Annotated in this window: 13 protein-coding genes; 10 read left to right on the top strand and 3 right to left on the bottom strand. The window is 72.8% G+C overall.

The window, feature by feature from the left end; all coding sequences use genetic code 11:
• Window positions 1-906 (bottom strand): aminotransferase class I/II-fold pyridoxal phosphate-dependent enzyme (locus ACYVPE_RS21960; protein WP_461035378.1); only part of this gene is annotated, 906 nt, incomplete at its 3' end.
• Window positions 907-1,052: 146 nt separating this feature from the next.
• On the opposite strand from ACYVPE_RS21960, the gene bioB reads away from it, so the two are divergent.
• Genes bioB through bioD form a run of 3 tightly spaced genes read left to right on the top strand, consistent with a single transcriptional unit; the run spans window position 1,053 to window position 4,129 of the window.
• Window positions 1,053-2,114, top strand: a complete 1,062-nt coding sequence (gene bioB / locus ACYVPE_RS21965; protein WP_461035379.1) for a biotin synthase BioB — start codon at window positions 1,053-1,055, stop codon at window positions 2,112-2,114.
• Window positions 2,107-3,420, top strand: a complete 1,314-nt coding sequence (locus ACYVPE_RS21970; protein WP_461035380.1) for an adenosylmethionine--8-amino-7-oxononanoate transaminase — start codon at window positions 2,107-2,109, stop codon at window positions 3,418-3,420. The genes bioB and ACYVPE_RS21970 overlap by 8 nt, the downstream gene beginning before the upstream one ends.
• 13 nt (window positions 3,421-3,433) lie before the next feature.
• Window positions 3,434-4,129, top strand: coding sequence for a dethiobiotin synthase (bioD, locus tag ACYVPE_RS21975; RefSeq protein WP_461035381.1), 696 nt, complete (start codon window positions 3,434-3,436; stop codon window positions 4,127-4,129).
• Between the two features lie 45 nt (window positions 4,130-4,174).
• On the opposite strand, the gene ACYVPE_RS21980 is transcribed toward bioD, so the two are convergent.
• Window positions 4,175-4,570: a RidA family protein gene (locus tag ACYVPE_RS21980; RefSeq protein WP_461035382.1), complete on the bottom strand. Its 396-nt coding sequence runs from the start codon at window positions 4,568-4,570 to the stop codon at window positions 4,175-4,177.
• Between the two features lie 137 nt (window positions 4,571-4,707).
• On the opposite strand from ACYVPE_RS21980, the gene ACYVPE_RS21985 reads away from it, so the two are divergent.
• The 7 genes from ACYVPE_RS21985 to yicI all read left to right on the top strand — a co-directional run bounded on the left by ACYVPE_RS21985 (window position 4,708) and on the right by yicI (window position 13,718).
• Window positions 4,708-5,679 carry a helix-turn-helix transcriptional regulator gene (locus ACYVPE_RS21985; protein WP_461035383.1) on the top strand — a complete coding sequence of 324 codons (972 nt, stop codon included), beginning with the start codon at window positions 4,708-4,710 and terminating at the stop codon, window positions 5,677-5,679.
• Window positions 5,680-5,856: 177 nt separating this feature from the next.
• Window positions 5,857-6,885, top strand: coding sequence for a LacI family DNA-binding transcriptional regulator (locus ACYVPE_RS21990; protein WP_461035384.1), 1,029 nt, complete (start codon window positions 5,857-5,859; stop codon window positions 6,883-6,885).
• Window positions 6,886-6,997: 112 nt separating this feature from the next.
• Complete coding sequence (locus tag ACYVPE_RS21995; protein ID WP_461035385.1) at window positions 6,998-8,176, top strand: sugar ABC transporter substrate-binding protein; 1,179 nt, start codon at window positions 6,998-7,000, stop codon at window positions 8,174-8,176.
• Window positions 8,177-8,186: 10 nt separating this feature from the next.
• Window positions 8,187-9,143, top strand: a complete 957-nt coding sequence (locus ACYVPE_RS22000) for a carbohydrate ABC transporter permease (protein WP_461035386.1) — start codon at window positions 8,187-8,189, stop codon at window positions 9,141-9,143.
• Between the two features lie 5 nt (window positions 9,144-9,148).
• The gene (locus ACYVPE_RS22005) at window positions 9,149-9,991 is read left to right on the top strand and encodes a carbohydrate ABC transporter permease (protein WP_461035387.1); all 843 of its coding nucleotides are present in this window, start codon (window positions 9,149-9,151) and stop codon (window positions 9,989-9,991) included.
• 20 nt (window positions 9,992-10,011) lie between these two features.
• Entirely contained in the window at window positions 10,012-11,436 is a 1,425-nt protein-coding gene (locus ACYVPE_RS22010) for a GH1 family beta-glucosidase (protein ID WP_461035388.1), read from the top strand.
• Window positions 11,433-13,718, top strand: coding sequence for an alpha-xylosidase (yicI, locus tag ACYVPE_RS22015; protein ID WP_461035389.1), 2,286 nt, complete (start codon window positions 11,433-11,435; stop codon window positions 13,716-13,718). The genes ACYVPE_RS22010 and yicI overlap by 4 nt, the downstream gene beginning before the upstream one ends.
• A gap of 9 nt (window positions 13,719-13,727) precedes the next feature.
• Here yicI and ACYVPE_RS22020 read toward each other — a convergent pair whose 3' ends face one another.
• Entirely contained in the window at window positions 13,728-14,138 is a 411-nt protein-coding gene (locus tag ACYVPE_RS22020; RefSeq protein ID WP_461035390.1) for an SET domain-containing protein-lysine N-methyltransferase, read from the bottom strand.
• Window positions 14,139-14,292: the final 154 nt, after the last annotated feature.

Below are 14,292 nucleotides of genomic sequence, written 5' to 3' on the forward strand. Positions count from 1 at the left end.
AGTTGCCAGACATATTTGTCTTCCTAAGACCGCTTGGCCTCCGACTTCCCGGCGCAGCAGCCGCAGCGCGGCCAGCGCCGCGGCGGCGGCCGCGGGGGCGAGCCCGGTGTCGAACACGAAGGTGCGCGCCGCGTTGACCAGGTGCTCGATGACCCGGGCCGGGCCGAGCACGGCGCCGCCCTGGCTGCCAAGGGCCTTGGAGAGGGTCACCGTGGCCACCACGTCGAGCGCACCTGCCAGGCCGGCGGCGGCCGTCGCGCCGCGGCCGCCGTCGCCCAGCACGCCGAGGCTGTGCGCCTCGTCCACCACGAGCGCGGCGCCGGCCGCCCGGCACGTCGCAGCGAGCGCGCCGAGCGGGGCGAGGTCGCCGTCCACCGAGAACACGGCGTCGGAGACGGCCAACGCGCGCCGCCCGTCCCGCCCGTCGAGGGCCTTGCGGAACGCGGCCGGCTCGGCGTGCGGCACCACCGCGATCTCGGCGCGGGAGAGCCGGCAGCCGTCGATCAGCGAGGCGTGGTTGCCGGCGTCGGAGACGATCAGCGCGTCCCGGCCGCCGAGCGCGGTGAGCGCGGCCAGGTTGGCGGCGTAGCCGGAGGAGAAGACGAGGGCGGCCTGGTAGCCGCAGAACTCGGCGAGTTCGGCTTCGAGTTCGGCGTGCAGCTCGGTCGAGCCCGTCACCAGCCGGGAGCCGGTGGCGCCGCCGCCCCAGCGGCGCGCGGCCTCGGCCGCCGCCTCGACCACCGCCGGGTGGCGGGCGAGGCCGAGATAGTCGTTCCCGGCCAGATCCAGGACGGTGGACTCGGCGGCGCGCGGGCGCAGTCGACGGGTGAGGCCGGCGCGCTCGCGCCGCTCGGCGACGGCGTCGAGCCAGTCGAAGACGCGTCCTGACGAGTGGTCATCCCGCACGGCCGCCCCCCTGGGATTGTTGAGTACCCATAAAACGTAACCCGCGTCCGCCCCCTGAAACAGGAGGCTGTGGACACAGTCCCCCGTGACGCTTTATGCACTTCCTCCTTTGCCGTGCGGGGCGCCGCTGCGCCAGGATCGTCACCATGGACCTGCTCGACAGCCTGGTGGCCAAGGGGCTCAGCCGTGAACTGCCGACCCGCGAGGAGGCGTTGGCCGTGCTGGCCACGTCGGACGAGGAGCTGTTGGACGTCGTCGCGGCGGCCGGCAGGGTGCGCCGCGGGTGGTTCGGGCGGCGCGTCAAGCTCAACTACCTGGTGAACGTGAAGTCCGGTCTCTGCCCCGAGGACTGCTCCTACTGCTCGCAGCGGCTCGGCTCCCGGGCCGGGATCCTCAAGTACACCTGGCTGAAGCCGGATCAGGCGGCGGACGTGGCCAGCGCCGGGGTGGTGGGCGGCGCCAAGCGGGTCTGCCTGGTGGCCAGCGGTCGTGGCCCGACGGACGGCGACGTGAACCGGCTGACCGACATGGTCGCGGCCATCCGCGAGCGGCACGCCGACGTGGAGGTGTGCGCGTGCCTCGGGCTGCTCTCCGACGGCCAGGCCGACCGGCTGCGCGAGGCGGGCGTCGACGCCTACAACCACAACCTGAACTCGGCCGAGGCGACCTACGGCGACATCTGCACCACCCACGGGTTCGAGGACCGGGTGTCGACCGTGCGGCGGGCCAAGTCCGCGGGTCTCTCGGCCTGTTCCGGGGTGATCGCGGGGATGGGCGAGAGCGACGAGGACCTGGTGGACGTGGTCTTCGCGCTCCGCGAGCTCGATGCCGACTCGGTGCCGGTCAACTTCCTCATCCCGTTCGAGGGCACCCCGCTCGCCAAGCGGTGGGACCTCACCCCGCAGCGCTGCCTGCGGATCCTGGCGATGGTGCGCTTCGTCCACCCCGACGCCGAGGTGCGGATCGCGGGCGGCCGGGAGATCCACCTGCGATCGCTCCAGCCGCTCGCCCTGCACCTGGCCAACTCCGTCTTCCTCGGCGACTACCTCACCAGCGAGGGCCAGGCCGGCCAGGCGGACCTGGACATGATCGCGGACGCCGGCTTCGAGGTGGAGGGCGCGGACACCAGGACGCTGCCGGCGCACCGGGCCGAGCTGGTCGCCGTCCGCCGCCGCGGCGCCGGCACCCGGGTGCCGCCGAATGCCTGACGACATCCCCGACACGACGAGGGAGTTGCTGGAACTCGACCGGCGGCACGTCTGGCACCCGTACGCCCCGATGCCCGGCGCGACGGCGCCGCTGCTGGTCGAGTCGGCGTCCGGGGTGCGGCTGCGGCTCGCCGAACCCGCCAACGGGCAGCGCGAGTTGGTGGACGGCATGGCGTCCTGGTGGTCGGCGCTGCACGGCTACAACCACCCGGTGCTCAACGCCGCGGCGCGAGGGCAGCTGGAGCGGATGAGCCACGTGATGTTCGGCGGGCTGACCCACGAGCCCGCGGTGCGGCTCGCCACCCGGCTCGTCGAGATCACGCCGGCGCCCCTCGAGCACGTCTTCCTCGCCGACTCGGGCTCGGTGTCGGTCGAGGTGGCCATCAAGATGTGCCTCCAGTACTGGCGTTCCGTCGGCAGGCCGGCCAAGCGACGGCTCCTCACCTGGCGCGGCGGCTACCACGGCGACACCTGGCACCCGATGTCGGTCTGCGATCCGGACGGCGGGATGCACCGGCTGTGGTCGGGCGGGCTGCCCGCGCAGGTCTTCGCGGACGCTCCGCCGGCCGGCTTCGACGCCGATCCGGAACCGGGCTACGCACGGTCACTGCGCGAGCTGATCGCCCGCCACGCGCCGGAGTTGGCGGCGGTGATCGTCGAACCCGTGGTGCAGAACGCGGGCGGCATGCGGTTCCACTCCCCCGGATATCTGCGGGTGTTGCGCGAGGCGTGCGACGAACACGGCGTGCTGCTGGTGTTCGACGAGATCGCCACCGGCTTCGGCCGCACCGGCGGGGTGCTGTTCGCGGCCGACCACGCGGGCGTCGCGCCCGATGTGATGTGCGTGGGCAAGGCGTTGACGGGCGGCTACCTGTCGATGGCGGCCGCGCTGTGCGTCTCCCGGGTCGCCGATGGCATCTCGCGCGGCGAGTTCCCGGTGTTGGCGCACGGCCCGACGTTCATGGCCAACCCGTTGGCCGCGGCCGTCGCCAACGCCTCGGTCGACCTGCTGCTCGCCCAGGACTGGGCGGCGGAGGTGAAGCGGATCGAGACCGGTCTGGTGGGCGGCCTCGCGCCGGCGGCCGAGCTTCCCGGGGTGCGGGACGTCCGGGTGCTCGGCGCGATCGGCGTGGTGCAGCTCGACCATCCGGTGGACCTGGCCGCGGCGACGGCGGCCGCGGTGTCGGAGGGCGTCTGGCTGCGGCCGTTCGGCGACCTCGTCTACACGATGCCGCCGTACGTGACCGACGACGCGGACCTCGCGCTGATCTGCCGGGCCGCGTGCGCGGCGGCCCGAGCGGGCTGAGGGGAGTTCCGCCATGACCAGCGCCTTCCTGTTCGTCACCGGCACCGGCACCGAGATCGGCAAGACGGTGGCCACGGCCGCGATCGCGGCCGTGGCCAGGGCCGCCGGGCGCTCGGTGGCCGTGCTGAAACCGGCGCAGACCGGGCTGACGGCGGGTCAGCCGGGCGACGTGGCCGAGGTGGCCAGGCTCGCCGGCCCACTCGCCGGCGTCGAACTCGCCCGCTACCCCGACCCGTTGGCGCCGGCGACGGCCGCCCGCCTGGCCGGGCTGCCGCCGGTCGGCCCCGCCGAGGTGGCCAAGGCCGCCGAGGCCCTGGCCGAGGACCACGACCTGGTGCTGGTGGAGGGCGCCGGCGGCCTGCTGGTGTGGTTCGACGAGTCGGGCAACACCCTCGCCGACGCCGCGAGCCGGCTCGACGCGCCCGTCCTCGTGGTGACGACGGCCGGCCTCGGCACCCTCAACACGACGGCCCTGACCGCCGAGGCGCTGCGCGCCAGGCGGCTGGCCTGCCCCGGCGTACTCGTCGGCAGCTGGCCGGCCGAGCCCGACCTGGCGGCCCGCTGCAACCTCGACGACCTGCCGTCCGTCGCGGAGGCGCCCCTCCTCGGCGTCCTCCCCGCCGGCGCCGGCGGGCTGGCGCCGCGCGCCTTCCGGGAGCGCGCCCGCGGCTGGCTTGGCCCGGCCCTCGGCGGCCACTGGAGCCGCTGACCCACCCGCCGGCCGCCGGCACTGCCGAGCGGCGGCGGGGTCACGTCAGGCGACGGCGGTCCCCTCCAACTCGACCAGCTGGCCCGGGATCGCCAGCCGCGTCACCCCGAGCATCGTGGTGGTCGGCGCCACCCCGGCGGCCCCCAACCGCGATGCCAGCACGCCGTAGTGCTGGAAGAGCAGATCGACGTCGGTGGTGTAGACGTTGAGCCGGACGAGGTTCGCGAGGGACATGCCGGCCTCGCCGAGCACGGCCTCCAGGTTGTCGACGCTCAGCGCCAGTTGGGCCGCCAGGTCCCCTTCGTGCTGGGGCTTGCCCTCCCGGCTCATCGCGGTCTGCCCCGAGCAGTACAGGGTGCGGGTGTGCCCGGAGACGACCTCCCCCTGGTTGAATCCCAGCTCCGTCGACCACGTCACCGGGTTGACCGCCGTTCGTTCCATCGCCACATCGGCTCCATTCGATTCGTGGGGCGTGCCCGCGCCCACCGGCGCGGTGCCCGCCCGCCTCGGACGTCGTGTGGAGAGCCTCGCAACGAAAGCACGACATCCTGTGTCGTGTATTCGGATACGGTTCTCGGATGCGCGCCGACCGGTTGGTCTCGCTGGTACTGCTGCTCCGCCAGCGCGGTCGGCTGTCCGCGACCACGCTGGCCCGCGAGCTCGAGGTGTCCACCCGCACCGTGCTGCGGGACATCGACGCGCTGTCCGCCGCCGGCGTCCCCGTCTACGCCGAACGCGGCAGGCACGGCGGTTTCGCGCTGCTGCCCGGTTTCCAGACGGAGCTCACCGGGCTGAACCACGACGAGGCGCTCGCCCTGCTGGTCGCCGGATCGCGGCGTGGCGCGCAGGTGTTCGGCCTCGGCTCGGCGCTCGCCTCGGCCATGCTCAAGGTGGTCGACGCGCTGCCGGAAGGCCATCGGGACACCGCGGCCGGCGCGGCGCGGCGGCTGCTCATCGACCCGGAGACCGACCTCCTCTCGCGTCGGGTGTCGGCCGAGGAGGTGCCGGACGCCGTGGTGGCCGAGATCCGGCGCGCGGTGTTCGCGGGACACCGGCTGCGCATCCGGTACGCGGCCGTCGACCAGACCCCGAAGTGGCGCACCGTGGACCCGGTCGGCCTGGTCACCGTCCGCGGCCAGGGCTACCTGCTGGCGACGAGGTCGGGCGCGGACCGCACCTACCGGCTGTCCCGCGTCCTGGCCGCCGAGGAACTCGACGAACCGGCACACCGTCCCGACCGGGTGGATCTCGACCGGGCCTGGCGGGAACGCAGCACGCGGTTCCGTGCCGGCGGCGATCAGGTCGCCGTGCTGGTGCGGCTGAACCCGACGCGGCGCGCGGAACTGGTGGCCACCGCGCTGGCCGTCGTCACCGAGGAGCCGGACGCGGACGGCTGGCTGCGGCTCGGGGTGACCTTCCAGGACGCGCGGCACGCCGAGTGGGCGCTGTGGCAGTTGGCCACGGACGCGGAGGCCCTCGACCCGCCGTGGTTGCGCAGCTCCCTGCGCGACCGCGCCGCCGCGATCGCGACCCGGTACGGAGCGCCGTAGGACGGCGCGACGGCGGGTACGCCGCGCAGCGGCGGACGCACGGAAAGTTCCCGGTCCAGGACTCTTGCCCGCGCCGCTTACCCCCGCTTAACATCCCGTCCACACGATCGAATCGATTCGACGAATCGATTCGACAACGCACCGTAGGTACGGGCAGGGCACCGCGAAGGAGCGGGAATGGTCACGATCAAGGATGTCGCGGAGCGCGCGGGCGTCGCCCCGAGCACCGTGAGTTACGTCCTCAGCGGTTCCCGCAAGATCTCGGACCGGACCCGGAGCGCGGTGCAGGAGGCCATCGCCGAACTCGGGTACCACCCGCGCGCCAGCGCGCGCACGCTGCGCAGCGCCCGCAGCGAGGTGCTGGTGCTCGCCGTGCCGCGGGAGCCGGGGAAGTACCGGGCGATGGACGGCCGGTTCGCCATCGAGATCAGCGACGCGGCCCGGAGCCACGGCTACGACGTGCTGATGATGACCGAGCCCGACGGCGTCGAGGGGCTGCGCCGGATCGCCCGCAGCGGGCTAGCCGACGCGGCGATCCTGATGGCCGTCCGCGAGGCGGACCCCCGCGTCGTCGCGCTCCGCGAGTTCGACTTCCCGACCGCGCTGCTCGGCCACGGCGACGAGCGCGACGAGACCGAGGTGCCCTGGGTGGACCTCGACTGGGAGGCGGCCGTCGCCCTCGCCGTGCGGGAGTGCGTCGCGGCCGGCCACCAGCGGATCGTCTTCTGGGCTTCGGCCGAGCACGAGATCGCGGCCCGCCGCGGCTACGCCATGCACGGCCTGGACGGGGCCAGGGCCGCCGCCCGGGAGACCGGCGCCGACGTCCGCGTGCACCCGTCGACCGCGGACCCCGAGCTGCTGCGGGCCAGGCTGCGCGACGTGCTCGCGGCCCGGCCGGCGCCCACCGCGCTGGTGGTCCAGCACCTGATCCCGCTGCCCCTGCTGCTCGACGAGATCGCCGCGCTCGGCCTGCGGGTGCCCGACGACCTGGCCGTGGTGCTGGTCGGCAGCATCCCCGACGAGCCGTCGCTGATGACGCTGCCCCGCATCGACCTGCCCGTGAGCCAGATGGCGGCCGCCGTCGCCCAGCTCGCGGTCCAAGCGATCGGCGCCCAGGGCGAGCCGGGGGTTCCCGCGCCGCACGAGCTGATGTCCCCGGGGATGGCCCCGGGGCCCGTCATCGCCAAGCCGTCCCCCTCCCGCTGATCCACCACAGTGTCGTGAAACGGAGACCACCAAGCCCATGCGATCCAGGCCCATACGATCGAGAGCGCGGCGCATACCGGTGCCCGCCGCGGCGTTGACCATGGCGGGTGCCATGGCCGCGTTCGGGCTCACCGGTTGTGCCGCGCAGCCAGAACCGGACACGGTCACCGTGCTCAACTCGGCCACGGACACGGCGGAGCACGAGGCCAACCAGGACTTCTTCGACCGGTGCGCCGAGCCGCTCGGCCTGCGCGTCGAGCAGATCAGCGTGCCGGCCGACCAGGTCGCGTCCAAGGCGCTGCGGATGGCGTCGTCCGACTCGCTCACCGACATCCTGGAGCTCGACGGCTCGCAGGTGCCGCAGTTCGCCGAGACCGACGGGCTGCTGCCGATCGGGGAGGCCGGCGTCGACACCTCGGTGTTCTCGGACAGCGCCAACTCCCTGGGCTCCTTCGACGGCGCCCAGTACGGCGTGGCCCGCTCGGTGAACTCGCTCGCGCTGATCTACAACGTCGACCTGCTGGCCGAGGCCGGCCTCGAACCGCCCACCACCTGGGACGAGTTGGAGACCACCGCCGCCGCGCTCACCCAGGGCGACACCTACGGCATGGCGTTCAGCGCCAGCCCCAACGCGGACGGCGTCTACCAGTTCCTGCCGTTCTTCTGGTCGGCCGGCGGCGACGAGGCCCACCTGGACGACGGCGCCGGGGTGCCGGCGCTCCAGCTGTGGAAGGACCTGGTCGACGCCGGTTCCGCCTCCCGCTCGGTGGTCAACTGGAACCAGCAGGACGTCAACGACCAGTTCATCTCCGGCCGGGCCGCGATGATGATCAACGGCCCCTGGCAGGTGCCGGTGCTCGACGGTCAGGACGACGTCGACTGGGCGGTCGCCAGCATCCCGGTGCCGCAGGCCGGCCAGGACCCGGTGCCGCCGATCGGCGGCACCGTGATGACGGTGCCGCGCAACGACGACGACCCCGAGCGGGTGAGCAACGCGGGCCGCATCCTGAGCTGCCTCAACTCCGAGGAGAACCAGCTGGCCTGGGGCGAGCGCGTGAACAACGTGCCGACCAGGGCGGAGGCCGCGCAGGCGTACCGCGAGGAGAACCCGAAGCTGGCGCCGTTCGCCGACCTGGTGCTCACCGCGCGCTCACGCACCGCCGAGGTCGGCACCCGCTGGCCGGTGGTCGGCGACGCGCTGGCCGGCGCCTTCCAGTCCGTGCTGACCGGCAGGTCCTCGCCAGAGCAGGCGTTGGACGCGGCCCAGAGCCAGGCCTCGGCCGGAGAGTGAGGACGACGCCATGACGATCACCTCCCTTCCCACGGAGGACCGGGCGCCCGAGCGGCGCGCCGTGGCCTCCCGCTCCGGGGCCGGCCGGCGCCGGCTCTACCAGTGGCTCTTCGTCGCGCCCGCGCTGCTCTACCTGCTGGCGTTCTTCGGCTATCCGCTGGTCCGCAACGTGCTGATGAGCTTCCAGGAGTTCACGCCGCGGACGTACTTCACCGGCGAGGCGCCGTTCAACGGCCTGGACAACTGGCGCGGGGTCCTCGACAACGAGCTGTTCGGCGACGCGCTGTGGCAGACGATCCTGTTCACGGTGGGTTCGCTGGTCGGCCAGTTCACGATCGGCCTCGCCCTCGCGGTGTTCTTCTCGCGCCGCTTCCACCTCTCCGGCGTGATCCGGGCCGTGCTGCTGCTGCCGTGGCTGGTGCCGATGGTGGTGTCGGCCGTGGTCTGGCGGCGGATCATGGACGAGGACCACGGGATCCTGAACAGCTTCCTCGAGACGCTCCACCTGTCGGGTGACGGGGTGTCGTGGCTGAGCAGCCCGAGCGTGGCGCTGCTGTCGGCGATCCTGGTGAACATCTGGATCGGCATCCCGTTCAACATGGTGATCCTCTACGGCGGGCTCCAGGAGATCCCGCGCGAGCTGTACGAGGCGGCGGCGCTGGACGGCGCCGGGCCGTGGCGGACGTTCCGCTCCATCACGCTGCCGATGCTGCGCCCGGTGGTCACGGTGGTGCTGGTGCTCGGCTTCATGTCGACGATCAAGATCCTCGACCTGATCCTGGCGCTGACGGGCGGCGGCCCGGCCGACTCGACGCAGACGCTCGGCACGCTCACCTACCAACTGTCGTTCCTCCAGCTCGACTTCGGCCAGGGCGCGGTCGTCGGCAACGTCCTCATCCTCATCAGCGCCGTCTTCGCGGTGCTGTACCTGCGGATCAACCGCAGCGACAACCCGCAGGGAAGGTGACGGCGATGCTTCGCACTCCCGTGCACGGCTCCCCCGCCCGCTCCCGGGCACGCCGCGCCTGGAACACGGCCGCCGCGCTGCTGATCCTGGCCGTGATGCTGTTCCCGGTGTACTGGATGGTCTCCACCTCGCTCCAGCCGCACTCCAGCATCGCCTCGGCCGACCTGTTCCCGACCTCGCCGAGCTTCGAGAACTTCTCGGCGGCGCTGGACAGTCAGGGCGGCTCGCTGGTGACCAGCCTCGTGGTGTCGCTCGGCGCGGTCGTGGTCTGTCTGGCGCTGGCGGCGCCGGCCGCCTACGGTCTGGCCCAGTTCGGGCTCCGGGGCAGCCGGGGCATCGTGTTCGGCACGCTGATCACCCAGATGGTGCCGGGCATCGTGGTGGCGAACGCGCTCTACAGCGCGTACGCGGAGCTCGGCCTGGTCAACTCCTATCTGGGGCTGATCCTCGCCGACGCCTCGCTCGGGCTGCCGTTCGCGATCGTGCTGCTGCGGGCGTTCATGGTGTCGATCCCGACCGAGGTGGTCGAGGCGGCGATGGTGGACGGCGCCAACCGGTTCACCGCCTTCGTCCGCATCGTGCTGCCGATGAGCCGCAACGCGCTGATCACCTCTGGCCTGTTCGCGTTCCTCTTCGCCTGGGCCGACTTCATCTTCGCGCTGACGCTGAACACGACGGACGACGTGCGCCCCGTGACGCTGGGCATCTATCAGTTCATCGGCGCCCATGTCAGCGACTGGGGCGCGGTGATGGCCACCGCCGTGTTGTCCGCCATCCCGGCGGCGATACTGCTGGTCGTCGCACAGAAGTACATCGCCGCCGGGATCGCCGGCGGATCCGTCAAGTAGAGCAAGGCCGGCCATCGCATATGACTGCCAACGAGACGACAACCGCCCGGGGGCCCGCCACGTCGGGGTTCCCCCGCTTCCCGCAGGGGTTCTTCTTCGGCGCCGCCACCGCCAGCTACCAGATCGAGGGGGCGTACGACGAGGACGGTCGCGGCCCGTCCATCTGGGACACCTACTGCCGTGAGCCGGGCCGCGTCGCGGACGGCGCCACCGGGGACGTGGCGTGCGACCACTACCACCGTTACCGCGAGGACGTCGGGCTGCTGCGCGACCTGGGCGCGGACAGCTACCGCTTCTCGGTGGCCTGGCCGCGGATCCAGCCGACCGGCTCGGGCGCGGCCAACCAGGCGGGGCTCGACTTCTACGACCGGCTGGTGGACGAGCTGCTCGCCGCCGGGATAGCGCCGGCCGCGACGCTCTACCACTGGGACCTGCCGCAGGCGCTCGAGGACCTTGGCGGCTGGCGGGTGCGCGAGACGGCGGAGCGGTTCGCGGAGTACGCGGCGCTGGTCGTCGAGCGGCTCGGCGACCGGGTGCCGCGCTGGATGACCCTCAACGAGCCGTTCTGCTCGGCGTTCGTGGGCTACGCGATCGGCCGGCACGCGCCGGGCGCGCGGGAGGGCCGGGGCGCGCTGGCCGCCGCCCACCACCTGCTGGTGGGCCACGGGCTCGCGGTGCGGGTGCTGCGGGAGGCGGGCGTCGACGAGGTCGGCATCGCGCTCAACCCGGACCTGCTGCTGCCGGCCACCGACTCCGAGGCGGACCTGGGGGCGGTACGGCGGGCCGAGACCCTGCACAACGCGGTCTGGCTCGACCCGCTGCTCGCCGGCCGCTACCCGGAGCACGAGGCGGAGACCTGGGGCGGGCTGGCCGAAGGTCCGTGGCGCCTGGCCGGCGACCTGGACCTGATCGGCGCCCCGCTGGACTTCGTGGGCGTCAACTTCTACCGGCCGATCACCGTCACCGACGCGCCGCACCGCGACCCGGACCCGGCGACCCGCACCGCCGTGGACATCCGGGCCGAGGAGACCTGGCGGGACGACGTGCGGCACACCACGATGGGCTGGCCCGTGGTGCCCGACACGTTCACCCGGCTGCTGACGGACCTGGCCGGGCGCTATCCGACGCTGCCGCCGGTGGTCATCACCGAGAACGGCTCGGCCGAGGCCGACGAGGTGGCGGCGGACGGCGAGGTGCACGACGCCGACCGGGTCGCGTACCTGCGCGACCACCTGCACGCGCTGGCCGACGCGATCGACGCGGGCGTCGACGTGCGCGGCTACTACGTCTGGTCGCTGATGGACAACTTCGAGTGGGCGTACGGCTACGACAAGCGCTTCGGCATCGTGCGGGTCGACTACGACACCCTCGAACGCCTCCCCAAGGACAGCTACCACTGGTACCGGGACATGATCGCCAACCACAAGAAGCAGGAGATGCCTTGAAGTTCACCGACGGCTACTGGTTGATGCGCGAGGGCGTCCAGGCGTCCTGGGCCAAGCAGATCGCCGACGCCCGCGTCGATGACGACCGGCTCACCCTGTACGCGGCGGTGCGGCGGGTGGAGCGCCGTGGCCAGACGCTCAACAGCCCGCTGCTGACCGTGGAGTGTTTCTCGCCCGCCGAGGGCGTGATCGGCGTGCGGTCCGTGCACCACGAGGGCGAGGAGGACCCGGGGCCGCGGTTCCGGCTGAACTCCGAGCCGGGGCACGCGGGTAAGACCTCGGCGGACGGCTCGGTCCTCGAACTGTCCAGCGGCCCGCTGTCGTTGCGGGTCGACACGGACGCGCCGTGGCGGCTCGACTTCACGGCCGCCGGGCGGGTGCTGACCTCGGCAGGGTCGCGCGGCACCGGCTTCGTCACGGACGAGGGGCGGCACTTCTCGGTCGGGCAGCTGTCGCTGGGCGTCGGCGAGCTGGTGTACGGCCTCGGCGAGCGGTTCACGCCGTTCACCAAGAACGGCCAGAGCGTGGACGTCTGGCAGGCGGACGGCGGCACGGCCAGCGAACAGGCGTACAAGAACGTCCCGTTCTACCTCACCAACCGCGGCTACGGCGTCTTCGTCAACCACCCGGGCCTGGTCTCGTACGAGCTGGGCTCGGAGTCGGTGGGGCAGGCGCAGTTCAGCGTCGAGGGGCAGTCGGTCGAGTACCTGGTGATCTACGGGCCCACGCCACGGGAGATCCTGGACCGCTACACGGCGCTGACCGGCCGGCCGGCGCTGCCGCCGGCCTGGTCGTTCGGCCTGTGGCTGTCGACGTCCTTCACCACGGACTACGACGAGGCCACGGTCACCCGCTTCGTCCAGGGCATGGCCGAGCGCGACATCCCGCTGAGCGTCTTCCACTTCGACTGCTTCTGGATGCGCGAGTACCAGTGGTGCGACTTCACCTGGGACCCGGCGGTCTTCCCCGACCCGGAGGGGATGCTGGCCCGGCTGAAGGAGCGCGGGCTGCGGATCTCGGTGTGGATCAACCCCTACATCGGGCAGAAGTCGCCGCTGTTCGCGGAGGCCAGGCGCCTCGGCTACCTGGTGCGCAGGGCCAACGGCGACGTGTGGCAGTGGGACATGTGGCAGGCCGGGATGGCGCTGGTGGACTTCACCAACCCGGAGGCGTGCGACTGGTACGCCGGGAAGCTGCGGGCGCTGGTCGGGCAGGGCGTCGACTGCTTCAAGACGGACTTCGGGGAGCGGGTGCCGACCGACGTGGTCTGGCACGACGGCTCGGACCCGTCGCTGATGCACAACTACTACACCCAGCTCTACAACGAGACGGTGTTCCGGGTGCTCACCGACTCGCGGGGCGAGGGCGAGGCGGTGCTGTTCGCCCGCTCCGCGACCGCCGGCGGGCAGCAGTTCCCGGTGCACTGGGGCGGCGACTGCGAGTCGACGTTCGACGCGATGGCCGAGTCGCTGCGCGGCGGGCTCTCGCTCGGGCTCTCCGGCTTCGGCTTCTGGAGCCACGACATCGGCGGCTTCGAGGGGACGCCGACGCCGGCGGTCTTCAAGCGCTGGGTGCAGTTCGGCCTGCTCTCGTCGCACAGCCGGCTGCACGGCAGCAACTCCTACCGGGTGCCGTGGGACTACGACGACGAGGCGGTGGCCGTCACCCGGGACTTCACCCGGCTGAAGCACCGGCTGATGCCGTACCTGTTCCGCGCCGCCGAGCAGGCGCGCGATTCTGGCACCCCGGTGATGCGGGCGATGCTGCTGGAGTTCCCCGACGATCCGTCGTGCCACGTGCTCGACCGGCAGTACATGCTGGGCGGCGACGTGCTGGTGGCGCCGGTGTTCTCGGAGGACGGCACCGTCGAGTACTACGTGCCCGAGGGCACCTGGACGCACCTGCTGAGCGGTGAGCGGGTCACGGGCCCCGGCTGGCGGCGGGAGCGGTTCGGCTTCGACAGCCTGCCGCTGCTGGCCAGGCCTGGCTCGGTGATCCCGTTCGGCGCCGGGGAGGACTCCCCCGAGTACGCGTGGGCGGACGGCGTGACGCTGCGGGTGCACGCGCCGGCCGACGGCGTGGAGACGGTGACCGTCGTCCCGACGCCGGGCGGCGGCACGCCGGCCACCTTCCGCACCCGCCGGGACGGCGACACCGTCACGGTGACGGCGGACGGCGCGGCGGGACCCTGGCGGGTCCAGCTCGCCGGCCCCCTCGGCTACGCCGACCCGGTGCCGGCCGAGCCGGGCGCCGGCTCGCTCACGCTGCCGGCGGCCGACTGACCCGACGCACTACCGGACCCCTCCGCCCGCCTCGATCCGATCGAGCAGCGGAGGGGTCCAGTGCCGGCCGTAGGCGGCGCGCAGCGCGGGCGACCGCCAGTCCCGGCCGGTCACCCGGCCGCGGCACAGCCCGCTGCCGCAGTGGCAGTCCATGGCCCACTCCTCGACGCCGGTGAGCGTGGCGTAGTCGCTGGTCAGCTCCTCGCCGGTGGCGATGTCGCGCCGGGCGACGATGGTGACGGCGTCCGCGTGCCAGAGGTTGGGCTCGCAGGAGTGATTGCCGTAGCGGACCGGCTCCGCCGGATCGATCAGCAGGTGCCGGCCCTCGCCGATGGTGACACTGCAGTGCGGCGGTTCGAGCGCGGCCAACGCGGCATCACCGATGACGGTGCCGCCGAGCCGCTGCGCGGCGGGGAGCATTCCCCGCAACGTGCAGCACGGCGCCCCGTCAGGGGCGCGGGGAACTGCGCGGCCAGCCACAGCCGGCCCGCGGATACCCATCCGCACCTCCCGCGGAGCGACCCGTTTCGGTTCGGCCCCGCAGGGAACCCGCCAGGTCCGCGAGTCTCGTTGC

The organism is Streptomyces mayteni (assembly GCF_054783955.1).

Excerpts from the sequence above, each read along its gene's own strand:
- bioD (WP_461035381.1), top strand. The coding sequence starts at position 3,434 with ATGACCAGCGCCTTCCTGTTCGTCACCGGCACCGGCACCGAGATCGGC.
- ACYVPE_RS21980 (WP_461035382.1), bottom strand. The coding sequence starts at position 4,570 with ATGGAACGAACGGCGGTCAACCCGGTGACGTGGTCGACGGAGCTGGGA.
- ACYVPE_RS21970 (WP_461035380.1), top strand. The coding sequence starts at position 2,107 with ATGCCTGACGACATCCCCGACACGACGAGGGAGTTGCTGGAACTCGAC.
- ACYVPE_RS22020 (WP_461035390.1), bottom strand. The coding sequence starts at position 14,138 with ATGCTCCCCGCCGCGCAGCGGCTCGGCGGCACCGTCATCGGTGATGCC.
- ACYVPE_RS22000 (WP_461035386.1), top strand. The coding sequence starts at position 8,187 with ATGACGATCACCTCCCTTCCCACGGAGGACCGGGCGCCCGAGCGGCGC.
- ACYVPE_RS22010 (WP_461035388.1), top strand. The coding sequence starts at position 10,012 with ATGACTGCCAACGAGACGACAACCGCCCGGGGGCCCGCCACGTCGGGG.
- ACYVPE_RS22005 (WP_461035387.1), top strand. The coding sequence starts at position 9,149 with ATGCTTCGCACTCCCGTGCACGGCTCCCCCGCCCGCTCCCGGGCACGC.
- bioB (WP_461035379.1), top strand. The coding sequence starts at position 1,053 with ATGGACCTGCTCGACAGCCTGGTGGCCAAGGGGCTCAGCCGTGAACTG.
- ACYVPE_RS21990 (WP_461035384.1), top strand. The coding sequence starts at position 5,857 with ATGGTCACGATCAAGGATGTCGCGGAGCGCGCGGGCGTCGCCCCGAGC.
- ACYVPE_RS21985 (WP_461035383.1), top strand. The coding sequence starts at position 4,708 with ATGCGCGCCGACCGGTTGGTCTCGCTGGTACTGCTGCTCCGCCAGCGC.
- ACYVPE_RS21995 (WP_461035385.1), top strand. The coding sequence starts at position 6,998 with ATGGCCGCGTTCGGGCTCACCGGTTGTGCCGCGCAGCCAGAACCGGAC.